The following is a 21377-nucleotide window of genomic DNA, read 5'->3' as shown; positions in this document are numbered from 1 at the left end:
TTATAGGCAGCTACTAAAAAAGATTATCCTAGTTTCACTTGATTTTCTGCTTCAATTTTTTCTAATGCAGCAGCGACTTGTTCTTCTGTTAATTCGTGTTCTTTTACATAGCGATTTCGTGGATGAACGCGGCATTCATGAGAACATGCACGTAAATATTTCGCTTCGTTTTCTTCTGAACATAAAATTTGCTTATTACATTCTGGATTTGCACAATTTACATAACGCTCACATGGCTCGTTTGTAAAATGATCTCTGCCCACAATAACATGTTCTTTTTGGTTTACCGGAACAGCGATACGCTCATCAAATACGTAACATTGTCCGTCCCATAGTTCACCTTGAACCTCAGGGTCTTTACCATATGTGACAATTCCACCATGAAGCTGACTTACATCTTCAAATCCTTCTCGCACTAACCAACCGGAAAATTTTTCACAACGAATTCCGCCTGTACAATACGTTAAAATCTTTTTCCCTTCAAGTACTTCCTTATTTTCCTTAATCCAATTTGGTAATTCACGGAATGATTTAATCTCCGGTTTAATCGCACCTCTAAAATGCCCTAAATCATATTCATAGTCATTCCGTGCATCAATTACAATCGTCTCTTCTTGTTGCATCGCTTCATAAAACTCTTTTGGTTCTAAATATTTTCCAGTTAGCTCTTTTGGATTAATATCATCTTCTAAGCGAAGCGTAACAAGTTCTGAGCGAGGACGTACATGCATTTTTTTGAAAGCATGCCCATCTGCTTCATCTACTTTAAAAACGATTCCAGCAAAACGCGGATCGTTCTTCATTGCTTCCATATATTTTTCCGTTTGCTCGGTAGTACCTGAAGCCGTTCCATTAATCCCCTCTTTTGCGACAAGAATTCTTCCTTTTAATTCAAGCGAATTACAAAATTGTAAGTGCTCCGCAGCAAATTCTTCAGGATTTTCAATTGTTGTATACATATAATACAGTAACACTCTATATGGTTTTTTTATTGCCAATGCATTTCTACCACCTATCTAAATTTTAAAATTACGTGTATAAGTTAACGATTATATCAAAACATATAATAATAAGAGAATGCATGCCAAGTTATATATACATCATTTTCTTCTAATTATAATTTTCCATAAGTTAACAAAAAAACAAGATTACATACAAAACACTATGGTTATGTTGTAATCCTAATATATTATATAACATACAATTTAGTTTCCAGCAATTTATATGCTATAAGGCTTATTTACAAAGAGAAAAGTCTTTTTTTCCATTCCAAATTATAGGTTATTTTCTTTACGATCCAAAACATCTAGCGTTTCATTCTATATGCATCGTCTTTTTTATTTTTGTTACATAGTGATTTCTTTCTTCATTCTCACACGCACTTTTTTGTGTATAGTCATATAATTTGCATTAAGGAAACATTCGTGTTCAAATAAAGGTATTACGAAAATATTTAAATGTATTGAAATGCTTAATAAGAATCCATACAATAGTTTCATTACGTTAAGAATTAAAGGGGGAAACCACTATGACTAATAATATAACAAAAGAGAAAAACATCCCTCCACAAAGTACAACTAGTCAATCTGCTCATCTTGCTTTAAGTGGTGAAATAAAGGGACTAAAAAGACTGCTTCCTTTTCTTGGGCCTGCCTTTATCGCTTCTGTTGCTTATATTGATCCTGGAAACTTTGCGACAAATATTGCAGCGGGTTCACAATATGGTTATTTATTACTTTGGGTCATTCTCGCTTCTAATTTAATGGCGGTTTTAATCCAGACTCTCTCAGCAAAACTCGGAATTGCAACTGGTAAAAACCTTCCTGAAGTAGCACGCGAACATTTTCCAAAACCAGTTTCAATCGGTTTATGGATACAAGGTGAGCTCGTTATTATGGCCACTGATTTAGCCGAATTTATCGGAGCTGCTTTAGGTTTATATTTACTATTTGGCATTCCCATGTTACCAGCCGCTTTCATTACTGCAGCTGGATCATTTATTATACTCGAATTTCAGCGCCGCGGCTTTAGACCATTAGAGGCTATCATTACAGGGATGGTCTTTATCGTTGTTGTTGCATTTGGTGTACAAGTATTCTATGCAAAACCAGAGCTAAGCCCTCTTCTATCAGGACTATTTATCCCAAAATTCCAAGGTGTAGATAGCATTTTACTTGCAGCTGGCATTTTAGGAGCAACAGTAATGCCACATGCCATCTACTTACATTCTGCTTTAACACAGCGCCGCGTTGTAGGAACAACAGATGAACAGCGCAAACAAATTTTCCGCTTTGAGTTCATCGATATTATGATTGCTATGGTGATTGCCGGAGCAATTAATGCAAGTATGCTCATCGTAGCTGCGGCTCTTTTCTTTAAAAACGGATTGCACGTTGAAGATTTAGATGTCGCTTTTAGAGAATTTGGTAACTTAGCGGGACCGATATCCGCCAGCCTTTTTGGAGTTGGATTATTATCTGCAGGCTTATCTAGTTCTTCTGTTGGAACAATGTCTGGTGACATTATTATGCAAGGGTTTATTCGAATGCACATCCCTTTATATTTACGACGCTTTATTACAATGGTTCCACCACTTGTTATTATCGCCTTAGGGGTAAATCCAACATATGCTCTCGTTATGAGTCAAGTTGTATTATCATTTGGAATCGCTTTTGCACTTGTCCCACTTATTATATTTACAAGCAGTAAAAAAATTATGGGATTACTTTCCAACCATCCCATAACGACTGTAATGGCTTGGATTATTGCCGCACTCGTTATCGCCTTAAATATTTTCTTACTGTATCAAACATTGACAGGTCAATAGAAAAAAGATCTCATCAAATATAGATGAGATCTTTTTTCCTTCTCTCTTTTCACCAAAATTAGAGAGGTAACGGGATTACACTGTCCCCTACTGGAACATCTTTTCCCTGCTCTATTCGAACGCCACCTTTTGGCGCTGCAGGACCTTGAATCCCTCGAAAATATAAAGGAAGTCCTTCCGTTAGAAATATACTTGTTTTCGATGGATCTTGCCGCTGATGATGTATGTGTAAATGGGGCTCACTAGAATTTCCAGAATTCCCAACATTCGCAACGACTGTGCCTTCTTTTATATGCTGACCTTTCTTCACTCGTACGGATCCTTTCTTCAAATGGGCTAGTACTAAATATGTTCCTGTTTCATCTAAACGTATATATATGTGATTCCCAACCATAGAATTAGAATCATCCGCTCCGGGTTTTAAGTCAAATTCATCATTTTGAACAGATACAACTGTACCAGAGGCTAGTACATCTGCTCCATAAGTTTTTAAACCTCTTTACATTCGAGAAAATAAGAGCAGTAAAGCACTTTTCACTCAAGCACTCTACTCTTTCTTGTAGCAAGTCTCTATTATTTCTTATCTATATAGGCAAATTTGTACGTATATATGCCACCGAATTGATGTTCTTCAATTCCTTTTACATATTCTTTTTGCATATATGCAGAACCTTTATAATAAAGAGGTGCCACAGCTGCATCTTCCAATATGATTCGTTCCGCTAGTTGCAAGGTTTCCCATCTTTTCTTTGAATCTAATACAATATCATATTTAGCCTGCTTAATTAAGTTATCATAATCGGGATTAGAATATTGCATCCGATTATTCGGACTATCTGTCGTAAATAATTCTAAGTAATTAATGGGATCCTTATAATCAGGTCCCCATATGACCATTGAAATATCGTACTGTCCAGTTTGCTCTAATTGTAATTTTTGTTTGAATGGTTGCTGTTTAATTTGTAATGTTAAACCGCTTAAATGTTTTTCTAACTCTCCTTTTATATACTCCGCTAGGCGTTTTGCATTATCTTGCTCAAATGTCAGAAATTCTATCGTAACCTTTTCAGTACCAAGCTCTTTTTTCGCTTCACTCCAAAGTTCCTTTGCTTTTTCAACGTCATAACCTGCGATCTCTCCATTTTCCTTCCGAAAATCTTTTTTAGTTACTTCATTTTCATATCCGCTAGGAATTAAGCCATATGCAGGAACTGCACCATTATTAATAAAATGATTTACCATTTCTTTTTTATTTATGGCAAATGAAATGGCCTGGCGAACTTTTTTGTTTGCTAGTAACGCATCTCCTTCATGAAAGCGAAGCATAGCAATTGCTGATTCACTTGACATGTGTAACTCTTTGTTATTTTTGTAACGATCTACAAAGGTAGAATTAATAGGTGTTCGATCAAGTACGCCAGATTCATACAAATTCACAGCTGTCGCTGTATCTTTTACAATGTGAAAATTTATTTCGTCTAATTTCACTTTTTCTTTATCCCAATATGTCTCGTTTCTCTTCAACTGAAACTCTTGCTCATGCTTCCATTCCTCTAGTACAAATGCCCCATTATAAATAAGTTGGTTAGGTTCTAACCCATAACGTTCCCCTTGTTCTTTCACAAATGGTTCATGTTGCGGTAAATAAATCGGCAATGTTAACAATTGTAGAAAATAAGGAATAGGCCTATTTAATTGTACCTCTAATGTATAATCATCTAACGCTTTCGCTCCCAGTTGATCTACATGTAATTCACCTTTATTTATTTCTTTTGCATTTTTTATGTCAAATAACATGTAAGCATAGGGAGAGGCTGTGTCAGAGGCTAATGTTCGCTTCCAAGAAAAAATGAAATCATGTGCAGTTACCGATTCACCATTGGACCATTTTGCATTTTTGCGCAAATGAAATGTATATTTCTTACCATCTCCGCTTTTCTCAAATGACTCGGCAACACCAGGGATTGGTTTATCATCACGATCTAATACATATAATCCTTCAAATATATTTTGCATTACATGTGCCGATGTGCCATCCATTGCTTTCGCTACATCAAGAGATGGCATTTCTTCTGCTATCGTTACGTTTAACACTTGTTTTTGAGCTTCTTTATGTATTTTATCCTCGCTTTTATTACAAGCTGCTAAAATAAAAAATGTCATAATAGTAAGCATAAGTAAGCGACTCTTTTCTTGCTTCATGAATTATTCTCCTTACATTCAATAATTATTATAAAACGCTCTTTATTATAGCAGAAAGTTTACTGAAAAAGTGTTACACCTCCATGAATCTTTATCCGCTTATCAATTTAAAAATGCTATTTTTTCGATTTCACGAAAAAATAGCATTCTTATACGAATTACATTTGCAAACCATGCTTATAACGTCTAGCCTCAAAAATGATTCTCTCTTCATCTAATGTTTTGCACTCGCCGTTCCACATAATTTGTTTTCCATTGATGACAACATCAGACACATCTTTTCCACTTGCTGCATAAACAAGATGGGATAATACTTCTTCAGCTGGTTGCAAGTGAGGTTTTTTTGCTGGATCAATCGTAATAAAATCCGCACACTTTCCTCTTTCAATAGAACCTGTCTGTTTCATCCCAATTACTTCTGCTGCTCCTTTTGTTGCGAGTGAAAGAGCCGTTTCAACTGGTAATGCAGTTGCATCTTGATGAATTCCTTTTTGTAATAAAGTTGCAATGCGCATTTCTTCAAACATATCTAAATTATTGTTAGATGCCACGCTATCAGTTGCAATCCCTACTTTAATACCCGCTTCTAGCATTGCTTTCACATTTGCAATTCCAGACCCAAGCTTTAAATTACTATTTGGATTATGCGCTACACGCACATCATGTTCAGCTAAGAAAGTGCGCTCATTTTCATTGAGCACAACACCATGCGCAATGACTGTCGGTCTCTTAAATAAACCGCAGCTCTCGATATATTCTACAGGGCGTTTCCCATACTGCTTTTCAATATCTTGTACTTCGCGCTCTGTTTCTGAAAGATGAATATGAACCATCGTATTGTTTTCCATTGCAATTCTTGCACACTCCTCTAACATTTCTGTAGAACATGTATATGGACTATGAGGTGCAACCATCGTTGTTAACATATCATGTTCACGATAATATCGTTTCACATATTTCTCTGCTTCTTGAATTGCTTTTTTCTCATCTTCTTTTGTACCAAAACTAAATAAAGTTCTTGAAACCGCTGCACGCATTCCACTATTACGAACCGTTTCCATAATCGCATCTTGGTCGATACCAATTGGGTTAAACATATCCGAAAAGGTTGTTGTCCCACTTTTCACCATTTCTAACAAACCAAGTTCTGTACTCGCAACGGCAAGCTCTGGAGTGAATTGACGTTCAAGAGGCCAAATTCTCGTTTCAAGCCACGGTTGTAATAACATATCATCCCCGATACCGCGCAAAAGACTCATTACAATATGAGTATGTGTATTCACAAGACCTGGTAATAACCATTTTCCTTTTAAATCAACGACCTCATCCACTTGATCGTGTTTAAAAAAATCTCCATGTTGCACTTCTATAATCGTATGATCCTCTACAATAATATATCCATTTTCAAATACTTCATTTTGTTCATTAAGCGTCACAATTGTAGCGCTTACATAAGCTGTTTTCAAAAATATTTCCCCTCTCGATTCTTTAAAATATAATTCTACCTCAATTGGTTACTACTATTATAGTAACTTAATCATTTTAAAGAGTCAAAAGTTTCTTGTATTCCCTACATACATTTTGTTTTAGCGTATTATATTGTGTTCTATTTGTATCCGCAAACGCTTCTTCTCTGCTTGAAATCGTATCCTCGTAAATGATTTCCTCCTTAAATTGCACTGCTGTAAAATCATATCTCCTGCCATCTATCACATTATAAAAATGCCAATCTTCACCGACTCTCGTCTTCTTTATTTCACCACCAAAGAAATCGTTTACTACAAGTGCTGTTACACCGCATTGTCCTTTCGCTGGATTTCTTTCTGACCATTTGGAGCTCGTTTCAAGTGACCACGATTTCATGAGCACTTTACATATTTCCTCCCAAGTTAACTCTTCCATTTCATCATCCCCTATATATGAACCGCTTTATACATCATACTGCAAAAGAGGTAAACTCCGACCTTTCAATACTGTTGAAGGCGTTTCTCCAATTAACTTTGCTCCCATTTTCATATAATATCCTTTTGCATTTGGATCGCTCTCAATGATAAAGCATGTTATCCCTAATTCAATTGCTTTTTCTACAACAGCTTTCCATAACATTTTTCCATACCCTTTCCCCTTGTAATGCGGATGTAAATAGAGAAAATCAAGAATATCTCTATCTTTACGTATAAATGAAAAAAAGCCAATTGTTACTCCCGCATTTTCTAAAACATAGACATAATTGTTTTTTATATATGCTTCCGTAATTGTTAAATCTTCCTTACAAGCTGCTAGAAATTGCGTACTATAGTCCCACGTTGCCTTTGAAAGAAGTGCGAGTTTACTTAGTTCATTTGCTTCTTCTAATATCGTTTCTCGAATGATCATCATTTATTCTCCTTTCATGTAAACTATTAATCTATAATCATTCTTCACATCATAAAAAATATATATTTAAATAAAAAGCTCCGACTTATATTTCTAGTGAGAGCTTTTCTTACGCAGTATGTTCATTTAACCAGGAGATTACATCTTGAAAAACCTCTTCTCGATTTACTTCATGAAACATTTCATGTCTCCCATTTTCATATAAGCGAAGTGTTACATCTTTTATACCGCATTTTTTATATGTATCATATACTTCTTTTACACCTTTCCCCATATTCCCTACTGGATCACGATCTCCAGAAAAAATATGGATAGGCAGATCTTTAGGCGTTTTCTCATATTCCTTTACTTTGTTCACTTCAAGTACACCTTTAAATAATTCACGATAAAAACTTGTTGAGCAAATAAATCCGCACAATGGATCTTCTATATATTTATCAACTTGACTTGTATCGGAAGATAACCAATCAAACTTTGTTCGATTTGGTTTAAAATGCGAGTTGAAATTTCCGAACGATAAAAAGTTTAACATCGGGCTTTTCGTTTTTGTACCACGAAGCTTCATTTCAATCGTTGCTATTTTATGACCTATTATCCCTAACAACCCTGGGTTTCCACCTGTCCCAGAAATAAGAAAACCATCATATAATTCGCCTCGAAGTTGTACAGCACGTCTAGATAAAAAAGAGCCCATACTATGTCCCAATAAAAAAAGTGGACATGTTTGCTCCTTCCGAATAAACTCCGATACAAAAATAATATCAGAAACAGCTTGATCCCAGCCTACTTCTGGTTCAAAGTGCCCATAATCGTCTTCTCTCTTTACTGTCTTTCCATGTCCCTTATGATCATGAGCATAAACACCGTATCCGGCTTGTATGAATGCCTTAACACATTCTGTATAAACCCCTGCATGTTCTGTCATGCCGTGGGCAATTTGTATAATGCCTCGAAGTTCGTTTTCTGGTAGCCACTTGTATAAATAAATTTCAGACCCATCTGATACCGTAACAAAGCTTTCTTGTAATTTCATTGTAATCGCCCCCTAAATCTATTCCATATACATCATAAAATGAATGAGTATTCATAATTCTTATTATGTATTATATGTAATTCTCTCTCCCCTGACAAACACTTCCTGTTTGATGTACTTTTTAATATGAACACCTCTTACTATGATTCTTGTAACAAATGAATGGATAAATGTATTGACATATAAATAATAAAAATATATAGTCACTTACATAAAGTAACTATATATTTTTTAGGAGGTTCATTTATGATGCCATCATTATTTTTAGCTCATGGTTCACCCATGCTTGCGATTCAAGATACAGATTATACACGTTTTCTAAAAACACTTGGCGAAATATATACACCGAAAGCAATTGTGATATTTACAGCTCATTGGGAAAGTGAAATGTTAACAATTTCATCCTCTGATGATGAATATGAAACGATTTACGATTTTGGAGGATTCCCTCCCGAATTATACGAAATCAAATATAAAGCAAAAGATTCTTCTACCATTGCATCATTATTAGAAGCAAAGTTTAAAAGTAAAGGAATTCCTGTGCGAAGAGATATAACTCGCGGATTAGACCACGGTTCATGGACGCTACTTCACCGCATGTATCCAAAAGCTAATATACCTGTTATTCAAATTTCTGTGCATCCATTCCTTCCAGCAAAAGAACAATTTGAAATTGGACAAGCTATCAAAGGACTCGGTCAAGAAGATATTTTAGTAATTGGTAGCGGGGTTACGGTTCATAACTTACGAGCACTGAAATGGGGCCAAACAGAACCTGAAAAATGGGCAATAGAGTTCGATGATTGGATCATTCATCATGTAGAAAAAAATGATACAAATGCTTTATTTCATTGGGAAACAAATGCTCCTCATGCACATTTAGCCGTTCCAAGACCAGAACATTTTGTCCCTCTTTTCATCGCTATGGGTAGTGGAGATACGAAAGGAAAAGTCATTCATCGTAGCTATGAGCTTGGAACATTAAGCTATCTTTGCTTTCAGTTTTAATTTGTATGAAGAGAATTAGCAAAGTTTGAAGTGGAAGCTTCTCAGTTATAGGACGAAAACAACTTTTGAAGTATGCCCTTTACGTACTTAAAGAAGAATTCTCTCAAAATTTTGTTAAAAGATTTATTCTATGCTATTGATTTTTTTACTAAAGTTTGCTTAAAATATAATTGTCAAACAATAGATGGTAATGCTATTTTTACATTCTTTGTTATGGAAACGTAGACATGTTAGTAACATTCCGTATAAAAAATTCATAACTAGAAAGTTAAAAGTATTAGAAAAATCTATTGCTGACAAAACCTTTTAAGTCAGATAGATCTAAACACAAGTTTCTTCCAAACATCAACTTATTATGATGATACTTTGTGTTCTGAGTAAACCATGGTAAATGAAAATCCTCCTAAACAACAATTTGGTTAGCTTTATGATAATTTTGCATTCTCTTAAATAAATTATCACTTTATTACCATCTTTGTTTGAGTCATATATTCCCGTTAACAGACCGAACGATAAAAGTTCTGTTAACGGAGTTCGACACAGAAAAAGCACATCACATTTTTATGGTGATGTGCTTTTTATAATGTCCTAAAATTCGATTCTTATAAACTGAAACTATATAAATTATGCTTCACTTTATATTTATTCACCTTGTTAACTAACTTTCAATCCTTCTTTTCCTGTCACTTCTGCATGTCTATTATGGAAATATACCCAAATACAAGCTATAAATAATAGCGCGGCAGTTGAAAAGAATACATATTGGAAACCAGCATGCGCGGCTACCTGCCCTCCAAGTACGGGACCAATCATATTTCCTAAAAATTGAAAGGATTGATTATATCCAAAAATACGGCCAGTGATGTGATTTGGTGTGTGTTTTTTTAGTAGCGTTTGTACAGAAGGTAATAATCCAGCTTGTGCAATTCCTAAAAGAAATCGTAAAATTAACAATTGCCAAGCAGAGGTCACAAAAGCTTGTGGAATAAAAACAATCCCTGCAACAAACAAAGCTACAATCAATGTTTTTTGCGGACCAATATGATCAGATAAACGTCCTAATCGAGGAGCTGCTAAAATTACAGCCAAGCCTGTTGCGGACATAACAGCCCCCGCGATGGTTTCAATATGCGCTGTGTGCGCCCCCGCCAAATGCTTTACATATAATGTAATAATAGGTTGTATCGACATATTTGCAAGTTGAATCATAAATGTAACGACAAATAAGCTCATAATAAAATGTTTTGCTGGAACCATCGTCCATACTTTTTTCGGTTGTGCTTTTTTCGGTTGAACAGAACGATTTTCTTCCTTTAAAAAGAAAAAGACAATAATAAAGGATAGAAATAAAAAAGCGCCTGTTACGAAAAATACATATCTCATACCAATTAACTCTGATAAATACCCACCGAGCATTGGTCCAAGTAAGGAACCACTAACCCCCCCAGTTGAGATTGTAGAAATCGCCCAACCAGAATGCTCTTTCGGTGTTTCTGCAGCAATAAATGTCATTGCTGTAGAAAGAAAACCAGATACCGCTCCCATTAAAAAGCGAAGGGCAACTAATTGATACACATTTGTCACAAATCCCATAAGTGTCATAATAATCGCCATACCGAGACTAGCACGAATAAGCATTAATTTTCGTCCATGTGTATCACCAAGTTTCCCCCATAAAGGCGATACAATGGCACCCATTAAAAATGTTACCCCAAATGCAATTCCTGACCACTGTGCGATATTAGAAGTTCCAGTCACGCCAAGTTTCTCAATATAAAAGGATAGGAAAGGAATTACTAAACTCATACCGGCTGCAGTGGTAAAACAACCAAGCCAACAAATCATTAAATTTCTTTTCCAGCTGGCCATTTTCACACCTTCCTTCTTAGATAACCATTCTACACCCTTTTCCTTGAAAAGTTTAGCAATATGCTCCTCTTACATAAGTCTTCTTTTCTCGTTAAATTTCGAAACAAAATAAAAAAGTTATGAATGGAGACATGTCTCTATTCATAACTTTTTTATTTTTAATTGGAATATACTTCATCCTTCATCGTAAATGATTCCAGTTTACAAAACAGTTCTAAAAGTGTATGAATTGCTTGTTTCATACGTTCATCATGAGGAACATCCTTTGCTACATAAGATAAAAACTCTTCTGTACAATATACCCCATTATATATAGCCTCTTGCATTCGAATATCTTTTGGAATACTTGTTTCACTTCGGTCATTGTATAAACTAACCGCAAGTAAATATGCCATTGGGGGTAAAAGATGCTCTCCAAATTCAAGCATAAATGAAGATTTCAAAAGTGGATTTAAATAAAAATACTTTTCATTTTTAAATTTGATCCCTTTAAAAAAAGAATGTTGATTATATTCATCACGAATTTTCAAAAAGTCGAGTAACGAAATGGTTCCGTGTTCCTCTATATGCTTAACTAAGCTTTTTTCTAACAAGTGAACTCCGTATGTGGATAAGACAGTTTGATGTATTCTTTTTATATATTGTCGTGCTATTTCTTGTTTCATTTCAATCTTTATCTCTTCATTTCCTAGCATTGATTGAATGCAAATAATTTCAAAATAGTATGCCATCATTTCGTTAACTAATTGTGTACTATCGTCAAAAAATGTATGTCCATAACTTTGGTTAAAATAAGCATGTCCTAATTCATGGCATAGCACAAATACACTATCCATATCATTATGATAGTTAAATACAATTCTACTCTCCTTCATACTTGGAAAATAGTATGTTTTATTCACTTCAACATTATTATATACTTGTATAAAATTCTCCTCGAACATTCGCTCTATATAATGAACAAAATGATGCTTCCCATCTTTCTCTAAACTTGTAACGATGAAATGTTTTGCCTCATCCAGTGTAATCATACTGTGTTCTTCTTCATTATATGATAAAAAGTCTACGCCAATTTCATGAAATGAATTTGAAAACATCATAGACAGACTTTTCGTAAGTAATGTATGGAACTTCTTTTGCAACTCATTTTCGAGTATATGTAACGTTTCCTCTTTAACGCCAAAGACTTCCATGTAATAATTCGGGATTTCTAAAGCTAAATACTTCTTCTTACTGTTTACAAAAAACGAAAGCAGTGTGTCACCATTCTGTTTCAATACTTCATAGATTCCGCTTTGCATTTTTTTCTTTTCCTCATAATCCTTCGTGTTGCGAATCATTTCAAAAATTTCAAATATGGTGTATACCTCATCTTCATAATTTATTTTCATGCTACGAATGAATTGTAGATATTGTTCATATTCATTATGTTCTGGGTCTTCTGTTTTGTCTATTTCATTCATCAGTTCTATAAATTTATTGTAGTGATCTTCTAACTGTAAGCTAGCAATTTGACCTATATGAAATAAAATGTCAAACACTTGGTGCATAGATAAAATATCCATTTCTATTACTTTCGGAAGAATCGTCACTTTCTCTTTTTTATCAATAATATTGAAAAGGAATTCTATCTTCCGATTTAATTGTTCTTGGTCAAAGGGCATAATTCTTTGCAATGATTGAACGAATGGTTCTCTCGAGATAGATTGACGGTTATGAGAAGTTTGAAATGTAATAAAGTCAAAATGATACCCACTTGGCACTGTACAACTGCTTTTTGTTATGTCCTCGAATAGAATCCGACTAATTATAAGCGAAACAGCTAGGCTTTGAATGATCGTCCCCCTATTTTCTCGAATAACATATTCTGTATGATAGTTTTGAAAACTCTCTTCAAGCAGTCTCTCTCCATCATTCCGATTGCTTACATGAAACACTTTGACAAAATCATTATGGTAACCCATCAAATAATATTGAATCTTTTCCTTATCACAATAATTCATTATATCTTTTTGCAATTGAAGTGAAGATTCATCAAAACATCCAAAAATATAATGCACATCATGTAAGTCTACTCGTAACAAATCATGGATTGTTTCGATTTTCATATCATACACTTGAACTTTAACATACGGATCCATTTTCTTTAACTTTTCTTGGATAACATGTATTTTTTTCTTATTCGTATCTTCTTTTTGAAATATTGTCTGCGCTCTAATATTTTTTAGTTGTACCGTATCAAAATCGATAACAATAATCTCTCCGACACCAAGTTTAGATAATGTCATACATAATGTTGCACCTATCGTTCCAGCCCCGATTACAACTGCTTTTACCTTTTTTATCCTTTGAACAATCGCATCTGCATATATAGTAGAATCGTGTGTACTGAAATAATGAAAGTTTCTTATATTATATAATTGTTCCTCATCCATCTTGTCACAACGCTTTTCATATAACATTCCATTCTCATTTATAAATTGGAGAATTTGATGTAACTCCTCATCCTCTATGTCGTTGTTATTTTTCCATTCCTGTATTTTTGTATGAACATCTTCTTTCGGGCTTTCCAAAATTTTCAGTAATGACCATAGCTTTTCAAATTCATTCACTTCAATCACTCGTTCTTCGCCATCGTAATAAACAATTTCATTTCTATTTGGATACCCTCTAAAATTCAAACTTGTTTTTAATCTCATCTTTTTCTCCCCATTCCATTGAAAAAGAAGGTGCTTGCACACCTTCTTTTTTCAAACTAGCATAATAATAAACATACACATTGATTATCTTGTTGCGTAGCCTTTTTAACTTTCATTTTTAGTTTCATGTCAAAATCCCCCTTTTTAATTGATTGGTAATACAAGGGTATATTAACAATTAATCCCACAAAAACTCAATTCTTTTTCTTGTATTCAGAATTTTCAGATGTTGAGAAAACATTTTCTATTCCTAGCTCTTTTTTGACTTTTCTTTTTATTTCCTGCTTGTAATCTATCGAAAACAATACACTTTTTATTTTATCAAGTAAAATATTTTATTAAGAAATTATATTATTTCCAAACATTTTTATAAAAAATACCTAACTATATAAAAGACTTCTATCCTCTTTAAATAAGATAGGGATCTTTTATATTTTGAAATTCCCAAAAAATGATATCGTTTTTTTCGTAAACTATGACTTTTTCACTTCTAAAGCTTCTTCATGCCACCAAAGTGCTTCTTCAGGGACTTGCTTAGCTACTTCATAAGCTTCTTTTTTTGTTTCAACTGTAGGATAAGCACCTTTCAATGCACGTCCTGATGTTGTCACAAATAATAGACTAAATACAATTAAACCAATTAAGCTTACACCTGTTAAATAAAACGCTGGTGCAAGTGCATTATCAGTAATGTGAACAAGATATGAAGATACAAGTGGCGTTGTGCCACCGAATATGGATACAGAAATATTGAAAGATATAGACAGTGCACGATAACGCACATCTGTGAAAAAGAGAGATGGTAATAAGGAAGGTAGTGTTCCTTCATAAATACTTAAGAAAAAGCCTAAAACAAAAATACCAGCGAAAATAGCTACAATATGTCCATGTCTTATTAGTAAAAATGCTGGAATTGAACATAATGTTAAACCCAATAAGCCAAATTGTACGACACGTTTATTTCCAACCTTATCACTTAATTTACCAAAATAAAATGCCAGTGGAATCATAAGTGTCATCGTAATTGAAATGATTATTAAACCAGTTGTTTCTTTCATTTTTACTATTTGCGTTAGATAAGAAGGAATAAAAGAAAGGATCATATAGTTAGTAATGTTAAAGAAGGCGACAATGACTATACTTAGAAGAAAATCTTTTTTATAATATTTTAGAATGTAAATCAAAGGAATTTGTTTGTCATCTTTATATTCCTCTTGTGCTTTTTCTTTTTCCATCTCTTGAAAGACTGGAGATTCACTCAAATGACGGCGTAAATATAAACCGACCAAACCAATTGGTGCAGCAATTAAGAAAGGAATACGCCATCCCCAACTAAGCATTTGTTCATTTGTTAATAATACTGTCAAAATGGTAACGATTCCTGAAGCGGCAATGTAACCTGAAAGCGTTCCAATTTCAAGACCACTACCAAGTATTCCACGCTTTTTATCTGGAGAAGATTCTGCGATATAAACCATTGCACCCGAATATTCGCCTCCTGTAGAGAACCCTTGAACGATCCGAGCAACTAATAAGAATATCGGTGCCCAAATCCCAATTTGTTCATAAGTTGGCAGTAGAGCAATGAATAATGTAGAAAGCGCCATTAAAATAATCGTCGTGCTTAAAACAACCTTCCGCCCATATTTATCGCCAATTCTCCCAAAGAAAATGCCTCCAATTGGGCGAACGAGAAAGGCAGCAGCAAATGTACCAAATGTAAGTACAAGTTGGAGACTACTATTATGGACGTTTGAAAAGAATAATTGACTTAAAATAACCGCTAAATAAGCATATAAACCAAAATCAAACCACTCCATCATATTCCCAATGCCAGTAGCTACAACAGCTTTTTTTGCTTGTTTAGGATTAATAATATTAACATCTTGAGGTCCAAAATCTAAATTATGTCTTTGTTGCATAAAATAAAAACAGCTCCTTATTTAATTTAAATTCATCAAGCTCACCTTCTCTTATAGAATAATTTCAATACGAAGCACTTAAGGAAAAATACCCTTCCTTATCTATTATCATTTTTTCATAAAAATGATTCAAAGTCTAACAATATGTATTTTCGTTTACAGAAACAACAATTTTAACAAATGGAAACATGCTATACAATTATGTTTCACGGCTTTGTTCCTCCTTCATTAATCATGATAGAAAATCGCTCCTTCAAATAAGCTGAACAACAATTATTCAGTAATAATCTTTTTTTCTACAAACAAAAAGGGATGAATTTTAGATTTTTTAAAGAGAACAATATGAAATGAGCCCTGCTTGACGATTAAATAATGAAATACAGATAAACTTCAGGATTCGTTTTACCTGAAGTTTATCTAGAAATAACAGATTCGTTGTCGATATTTTGAATAATAAATTAATATTCTATATTTCATCTCATTTCACCTATCTATTGTTATACCGATAAAATGTTGTACAGATAAAATAGCGTTTTCACCGCAACCTTCAATCTATTATTCTTGTATACAAATTATCTTATTGTTACGGATATCAATTCGACACCATAACTTTCTTCATACAATTCAATCGACCTCGCTTGACAAATAATTGCATACCCATAATCATTTTTTCTTATATCATTCAGACATCGATGTAGTAGCTTTCTCCCTCCCCCTTGTATTCGACAGCTCAAATCCCTCCTTCTTTTTCCTTACCGCCTCATAACAAGTAAAACCAATCTTTATCCTCTTTATAAATTGAAAATCCCCCATACGCCCTATCCTTTTTATTATTGCTTCTTAAATCGAAATGTAGCCCCTGAATTATCAGATTCGATACTCCACTCGATTCGCATCTCTTTCGCCATAACGGCAATACTAGACAAGCTCCTTTATTTTTAGAGGGCGTATTTTGAAACCCCGAACCACGGTCTACTGTTGTGATCATTTCTCCTTCATAATCTATATATATTCCGATACTTGCATGCCGAACAACATTTTGGATGACGTTATCTATCATTCTTTGAAACCAATTTTCATCAATATCCCAAAATAATTGTTTTTCAGGAATTTGAATGCCTACTTCAAAACCTTCTTCATCTAAACTATCGTACCACGTTGCAACAATTTTTCGTATTAAACGTGTCATATCCGTATGCTTTGATGATATGAATATTTTTTAGCTGTAATGAGCGAATACGATAGTAAATTCTCTATTAACTCTGCTATATAATTTATCTTCTTATCCATTAATACCATCGTTTCCTGTCCCTTTATCGAAAATACTTCTCCCTTTAATGAATCGATTTGAGCTCGCATTGTCGTTAATGGTGCGCGCAAATCATGCGAGAGATCTACTATTAATTTTCGGCGAAACTCTTCCTCTTGTTTTTCTTTTAATCTACTTTGTTGTAATGCCTCGATCATATGATTAAACGACTCTTCTAACAAACCAATCTCATCTTGTTTTGTTATTGAAATTTTAGATGGAAGAGTCTTATCTCCTGGAAGTTCCATCGCGTTTTGTAATGTTAATAATCTCTTTCTAATTTTAAGAAAAAAGATAACCGAGATGATAACAAATATCGTAAAACTCACAATAATAATCGTTTCAAAAATAAATTCATATCTTTCACGTATTTGAACAATGGGTGTCTTCGTATATTTCCTTGGAACTTAAAATACCATAAACGCCTCTTTCTTCCCTTTTCCTATATAAGAAACAATTGTAAATGGTTCCCCAGCAAAACTTTTTTTCATAAATTCGATTGCATCGCTTGCACTCCATACTTTAGGAATATTTTGATTATCAGGTATTTGAAAATTTGTTTTTCCATGACGATCTCCCCAAAACATTGTTCCTTCTGGATATTTCTCTTTAAATCTCTCAAAAGCTTTTACAATTTCTTTAGGGTTATTCTCATCTAAAGTTTCCGATTCCTTCCTCCATTGTTTTTCTATTCACTCACTAGAATACGAAGTAGAAAACTCTCCTGCTGTCCACTCAATTGTTTTCAAAAAAAGAAATGAACTGACCGGGAGAACTAAAGGTAACAATATAATTGCGATAAATATAATCAATAAATACTTTCGTAATATTGCTGTACGTTTTATCATGCTTTACACCGATAACCAATCCCGCGTATCGTTTCTATAATTTGAGGATTACTTGGATTCCTCTCTATTTTTTCGCGTAAATGTCGAATATGAACCATTAGCGATTTATCTCCTTCTATATAAGTCTCATTCCATACCGCTTCAAAAATCTGTTCCTTTGTTAATGTACGATTCACATTCTTCATTATTGGTCAGCATTACCCATTGTCACTTTCCAATTATGGCTTGCCATTCTATTTCAAAATCAAAGCGTGACATGCACAATTGGTTTATTATGTAGCGTTTTCACTATGTTTTCCGGCTCACGCTACTCTGAATATCAACATTGGGAGTTAATTGATAATATCATGATAACAGTACATAGCATGCTACTTTTACCACTGTTAACAGGTATTTTCACGGCATTTATTTGTCGATATGAACATGCAAACGGGAGCTGGAAACAACTTCTCACACAACCTGTAACAAAATATCATACATATATCATAAAGTTTTTCTTTACCTTCACATTTATAAGTATCGTGCAAGTCCTTTTTATTATGAGTTTTGTTACTGCTGGACATCTGTTACATCTATCCGGTCCATTCCCGCTAACTCTAGTAATAAAAAGCGTTGTAGGTGGCTGTATTGCTACTTTGCCTTTAACTGCCTTACAGTTATGGGTATCAACCATTTGGTCTAGCTTTGCAGCACCAATTGCTTTAAATGTTATAGCGACGATCCTGCTCTTATGATTGCAAATTCTGAACGGTTTGGTCCTTTCTATCCATGGGCCCAACCATTTCTTGCGATGCTACCGAAAGAAGCTTCCCAACTACTATACATTTCTATGGAAACACTCATTTTTGTTGTAATGGGAAGTTTTTCAATTTTGTTTATAGGTGGCTTCGTGCACTTTATGAAACATTCATATTAATTTTATAGCAACTACTAGATAGCAAATTTTCCTGGTCAATATTTCGTATTGTAAGTTTATGCGTATGTTATAACAAATAGAAAAGAAACAGCCTGTGACAAAAGGTCATGTTTTACAACCTTTTATTACAGGCTCTATTTTAATAGAAATAAATTATATCCATATATAATAGAAACAATCATTCCAACGACCAATATTCCAGGTAATAGATTTGCAACTTTGATTTTAATGAATCCGAGTAAGTTCAGTCCAATGGCAAAGATCATAATCCCACCCGTTGCTGTCATTTCTATAATAAATTGATTCATTAATTGTTCGGGTACAAAACGATCAATTTTCGTTGCAAATAGAGCAATTCCACCTTCATATAAAATAACTGGCACAGCCGAAAATAATACACCGATTCCAAGTGTTGTTGTTAAAATAAGGGAAATAAACCCATCTATAATCGCTTTTGTATAGAGGACATTATGGTTTCCGCGAATTCCGCTATCTAATGCGCCTAGTACTCCCATTGCCCCAATGGCAAAGATTAGCGTAGCTGTAACAAAACCTACAGATATACTTCCTTCTCCTTTGGAACCAACTTTCTTTTCTAACCAATTCCCTAACTTTTGTAGCTTTTCTTCTAAGCAAAGCCATTCTCCAACTACCGATCCTATTACAAGGCTTAAAATAACAATGAGAAAAATTTCGCTTTTCATTCCCATTCGTAATCCTAGTACAGTAACTGCTAAACCAATTGCATGCATGACGGTTCCTTTCATACTTTCAGGAATATTACTTAATACTTTCCCTAATAATGTGCCGATTATAATACATATTCCATTTACAATTGCTCCTAATATAACCATTCTTTCTTCCTCTCTAAGACTTTATTTTTAACCTTTCAGGTGGAAGTCTTCTAGCATAAGACATTCACAATCATGACCAAAAGCTTTCATTTTGTATTTACTATTACTTATGTAACGATTTAATATTACGAATTTTCATTAAACAATTCAACTAGCATAAATAACAAAGATAAAAACTAAGAAAGAGAGCTTATCACTTTCGCCCTCTTTCTCTTTATTTATTAAGTTAATAAATCAAACAAAACAGGATTTTTGTTCAGTTCCAGAAATTGAATATGATTTTCCTTAAAACGAGCAATCAGTGGCTCATAATCTTCTTTATGTTTTAACTCTACACCGACAAGTGCAGGACCATTTTCTTTATTATGCTTCTTAATATACTCAAAACGAGTAATATCATCCTCAGGGCCTAATCCTTTATCAAGGAACTCTCGCAATGCTCCTGATCGCTGTGGAAATTGAATAATAAAATAATGTTTTATCCCTTCGTAAATGAGAGAGCGTTCTTTCATTTCTTGCATTCGGTCAATATCATTATTCCCACCGCTTAACACACAAACGACTGTCTTTCCTTTTATTTCATCTTTATAAAAATCGAGCGCTGCAATCGAGAGAGCTCCGGCAGGTTCTGCAACAATTGCATTCTTCTTATACAATTCTAAAATCGTTGTACAAATTTTCCCTTCAGGAACTAAGACAATATCATCTAACACATCTTTACAAGTCTCAAAAGTTAGCTTTCCTACTTTCTTTACCGCTGCACCATCTACAAAACTATCAATCATTTCTAGCGTTACATTTTCGTTTTGTAAAAAAGCTTCTTTCATCGACGCTGCCCCTTTAGGTTCCACACCGATGACTTTTGTATTTGGACTCACTCCCTTTACATATGTACCGATGCCAGAAGCGAGACCCCCACCGCCAATTGCTGTAAATACATAATCAATCGTTTTTTCCGTATCATGTAAAATCTCGACTGCCACTGTTCCTTGACCGGCAATTACGTGTGGATCATCAAAAGGATGTACAAATGTCATGCCATTTTCTTCACAATAGCGCTGCGCTTCTTGAAAGGAGCTATCAAATGTATCACCAACTAACATAATGTCTGCCACATCACCACCGAAAAATTTGACTTGCGATACTTTCTGCTTTGGCGTTGTCGTTGGCATAAAGATGTTCGCTGGAATTTCTAATAAATTACACGTATATGCAACGCCTTGTGCATGATTTCCAGCACTTGCGCACACAACTCCGTTTTGCAACTTCTCTTTTGATAAACTTTGAATTAAATTGTAAGCACCGCGAATTTTAAAGGAACGGATTACTTGTAAATCTTCTCTTTTCACATATACTTCACATTTATATTTCTCAGATAAAACTGCATCTCGTTGAAGTGGTGTTTTATTGACAATATCCTTTAAACAATTATGAGCCATAAGGATATCTTCAATTTTTACTCTCTCCTTTACCTTATGCACCATCTCATATCATTCCTTATCCTTTTTTTCTAT

At 34.2% G+C, this 21377-nt stretch carries 17 protein-coding genes and 2 pseudogenes; 3 read left to right on the top strand and 16 right to left on the bottom strand.

The window, feature by feature from the left end; translation table 11 throughout:
- Window positions 1-23: 23 nt before the first annotated feature.
- Window positions 24-998 (bottom strand): oxygen-dependent tRNA uridine(34) hydroxylase TrhO, encoded by a 975-nt coding sequence (gene trhO / locus BCER98_RS07695; protein ID WP_012093955.1) that lies wholly within the window; start codon window positions 996-998, stop codon window positions 24-26.
- A 530-nt stretch (window positions 999-1528) separates the two neighbouring features.
- Between trhO and BCER98_RS07690 the strand changes: the two genes are divergently transcribed.
- Window positions 1529-2827: an Nramp family divalent metal transporter gene (locus tag BCER98_RS07690; protein WP_012093954.1), complete on the top strand. Its 1299-nt coding sequence runs from the start codon at window positions 1529-1531 to the stop codon at window positions 2825-2827.
- A 58-nt stretch (window positions 2828-2885) separates the two neighbouring features.
- Here the strand turns inward: BCER98_RS07690 and BCER98_RS07685 are convergent.
- The 6 genes and pseudogenes from BCER98_RS07685 to BCER98_RS07660 all read right to left on the bottom strand — a co-directional run.
- Window positions 2886-3311 (bottom strand): annotated as a pseudogene (locus BCER98_RS07685) (M23 family metallopeptidase); the annotation flags it as partial.
- Window positions 3312-3400: 89 nt separating this feature from the next.
- Window positions 3401-5029, bottom strand: a complete 1629-nt coding sequence (locus BCER98_RS07680; protein ID WP_012093952.1) for a peptide ABC transporter substrate-binding protein — start codon at window positions 5027-5029, stop codon at window positions 3401-3403.
- A gap of 158 nt (window positions 5030-5187) precedes the next feature.
- Window positions 5188-6495: a bifunctional S-methyl-5'-thioadenosine deaminase/S-adenosylhomocysteine deaminase gene (locus BCER98_RS07675; protein ID WP_012093951.1), complete on the bottom strand. Its 1308-nt coding sequence runs from the start codon at window positions 6493-6495 to the stop codon at window positions 5188-5190.
- A gap of 76 nt (window positions 6496-6571) precedes the next feature.
- Window positions 6572-6931 (bottom strand): YunG family protein, encoded by a 360-nt coding sequence (locus BCER98_RS07670; RefSeq protein WP_012093950.1) that lies wholly within the window; start codon window positions 6929-6931, stop codon window positions 6572-6574.
- 27 nt (window positions 6932-6958) lie between these two features.
- A complete protein-coding gene (locus tag BCER98_RS07665) occupies window positions 6959-7405 on the bottom strand; it encodes a GNAT family N-acetyltransferase (protein ID WP_041809637.1) in 447 nt (148 codons plus the stop codon).
- Window positions 7406-7514: 109 nt separating this feature from the next.
- The gene (locus tag BCER98_RS07660; RefSeq protein ID WP_012093948.1) at window positions 7515-8438 is read right to left on the bottom strand and encodes an alpha/beta fold hydrolase; all 924 of its coding nucleotides are present in this window, start codon (window positions 8436-8438) and stop codon (window positions 7515-7517) included.
- A gap of 246 nt (window positions 8439-8684) precedes the next feature.
- On the opposite strand from BCER98_RS07660, the gene BCER98_RS07655 reads away from it, so the two are divergent.
- Window positions 8685-9446 carry a DODA-type extradiol aromatic ring-opening family dioxygenase gene (locus BCER98_RS07655; protein WP_012093947.1) on the top strand — a complete coding sequence of 254 codons (762 nt, stop codon included), beginning with the start codon at window positions 8685-8687 and terminating at the stop codon, window positions 9444-9446.
- A gap of 654 nt (window positions 9447-10100) precedes the next feature.
- On the opposite strand, the gene BCER98_RS07650 is transcribed toward BCER98_RS07655, so the two are convergent.
- From BCER98_RS07650 to BCER98_RS07630, 7 genes and pseudogenes are all read right to left on the bottom strand, one after another.
- Window positions 10101-11315 carry a multidrug efflux MFS transporter gene (locus BCER98_RS07650; RefSeq protein WP_012093946.1) on the bottom strand — a complete coding sequence of 405 codons (1215 nt, stop codon included), beginning with the start codon at window positions 11313-11315 and terminating at the stop codon, window positions 10101-10103.
- 158 nt (window positions 11316-11473) lie between these two features.
- Entirely contained in the window at window positions 11474-14014 is a 2541-nt protein-coding gene (locus BCER98_RS07645; RefSeq protein ID WP_012093945.1) for a ThiF family adenylyltransferase, read from the bottom strand.
- Between the two features lie 473 nt (window positions 14015-14487).
- Window positions 14488-15936, bottom strand: a complete 1449-nt coding sequence (locus BCER98_RS07640) for an MFS transporter (protein WP_012093944.1) — start codon at window positions 15934-15936, stop codon at window positions 14488-14490.
- Between the two features lie 760 nt (window positions 15937-16696).
- Entirely contained in the window at window positions 16697-17125 is a 429-nt protein-coding gene (locus tag BCER98_RS22945; RefSeq protein WP_012093943.1) for an ATP-binding protein, read from the bottom strand.
- Window positions 17122-17574, bottom strand: coding sequence for a histidine kinase dimerization/phospho-acceptor domain-containing protein (locus BCER98_RS22940; RefSeq protein WP_237701323.1), 453 nt, complete (start codon window positions 17572-17574; stop codon window positions 17122-17124). The genes BCER98_RS22945 and BCER98_RS22940 overlap by 4 nt, the downstream gene beginning before the upstream one ends.
- Before the next feature lie 78 nt (window positions 17575-17652).
- Entirely contained in the window at window positions 17653-17832 is a 180-nt protein-coding gene (locus BCER98_RS22935) for a hypothetical protein (RefSeq protein ID WP_237701322.1), read from the bottom strand.
- A 257-nt stretch (window positions 17833-18089) separates the two neighbouring features.
- Window positions 18090-18281: pseudogene (locus BCER98_RS07630) on the bottom strand (winged helix-turn-helix domain-containing protein); the annotation flags it as partial.
- Window positions 18282-18383: 102 nt separating this feature from the next.
- Here BCER98_RS07630 and BCER98_RS07625 point away from each other — a divergent pair.
- Window positions 18384-18827, top strand: a complete 444-nt coding sequence (locus tag BCER98_RS07625; RefSeq protein WP_237701321.1) for an ABC transporter permease — start codon at window positions 18384-18386, stop codon at window positions 18825-18827.
- 316 nt (window positions 18828-19143) lie between these two features.
- On the opposite strand, the gene BCER98_RS07620 is transcribed toward BCER98_RS07625, so the two are convergent.
- Complete coding sequence (locus tag BCER98_RS07620) at window positions 19144-19863, bottom strand: DUF554 domain-containing protein (RefSeq protein ID WP_012093941.1); 720 nt, start codon at window positions 19861-19863, stop codon at window positions 19144-19146.
- A 221-nt stretch (window positions 19864-20084) separates the two neighbouring features.
- Complete coding sequence (gene ilvA, locus BCER98_RS07615) at window positions 20085-21347, bottom strand: threonine ammonia-lyase IlvA (RefSeq protein ID WP_012093940.1); 1263 nt, start codon at window positions 21345-21347, stop codon at window positions 20085-20087.
- Window positions 21348-21377: the final 30 nt, after the last annotated feature.

The sequence above is a fragment of the Bacillus cytotoxicus NVH 391-98 genome, assembly GCF_000017425.1.
Taxonomy (GTDB): domain Bacteria; phylum Bacillota; class Bacilli; order Bacillales; family Bacillaceae_G; genus Bacillus_A; species Bacillus_A cytotoxicus.
This window is presented reverse-complemented; position numbering and strand designations above follow the sequence as displayed.

What these genes read in the sequence shown, in the direction of transcription:
- BCER98_RS07690 (WP_012093954.1), top strand. Translation starts at nt 1,529, where the DNA reads ATGACTAATAATATAACAAAAGAGAAAAACATCCCTCCACAAAGTACA.
- BCER98_RS07680 (WP_012093952.1), bottom strand. Translation starts at nt 5,029, where the DNA reads ATGAAGCAAGAAAAGAGTCGCTTACTTATGCTTACTATTATGACATTT.
- BCER98_RS07670 (WP_012093950.1), bottom strand. Translation starts at nt 6,931, where the DNA reads ATGGAAGAGTTAACTTGGGAGGAAATATGTAAAGTGCTCATGAAATCG.
- BCER98_RS07665 (WP_041809637.1), bottom strand. Translation starts at nt 7,405, where the DNA reads ATGATCATTCGAGAAACGATATTAGAAGAAGCAAATGAACTAAGTAAA.
- BCER98_RS07660 (WP_012093948.1), bottom strand. Translation starts at nt 8,438, where the DNA reads ATGAAATTACAAGAAAGCTTTGTTACGGTATCAGATGGGTCTGAAATT.
- BCER98_RS07655 (WP_012093947.1), top strand. Translation starts at nt 8,685, where the DNA reads ATGATGCCATCATTATTTTTAGCTCATGGTTCACCCATGCTTGCGATT.
- BCER98_RS07650 (WP_012093946.1), bottom strand. Translation starts at nt 11,315, where the DNA reads ATGGCCAGCTGGAAAAGAAATTTAATGATTTGTTGGCTTGGTTGTTTT.
- BCER98_RS07645 (WP_012093945.1), bottom strand. Translation starts at nt 14,014, where the DNA reads ATGAGATTAAAAACAAGTTTGAATTTTAGAGGGTATCCAAATAGAAAT.
- BCER98_RS07640 (WP_012093944.1), bottom strand. Translation starts at nt 15,936, where the DNA reads ATGCAACAAAGACATAATTTAGATTTTGGACCTCAAGATGTTAATATT.
- BCER98_RS22945 (WP_012093943.1), bottom strand. Translation starts at nt 17,125, where the DNA reads ATGACACGTTTAATACGAAAAATTGTTGCAACGTGGTACGATAGTTTA.
- BCER98_RS22935 (WP_237701322.1), bottom strand. Translation starts at nt 17,832, where the DNA reads ATGTTTTGGGGAGATCGTCATGGAAAAACAAATTTTCAAATACCTGAT.
- BCER98_RS07625 (WP_237701321.1), top strand. Translation starts at nt 18,384, where the DNA reads ATGTTTTCCGGCTCACGCTACTCTGAATATCAACATTGGGAGTTAATT.
- BCER98_RS07620 (WP_012093941.1), bottom strand. Translation starts at nt 19,863, where the DNA reads ATGGTTATATTAGGAGCAATTGTAAATGGAATATGTATTATAATCGGC.
- ilvA (WP_012093940.1), bottom strand. Translation starts at nt 21,347, where the DNA reads ATGGTGCATAAGGTAAAGGAGAGAGTAAAAATTGAAGATATCCTTATG.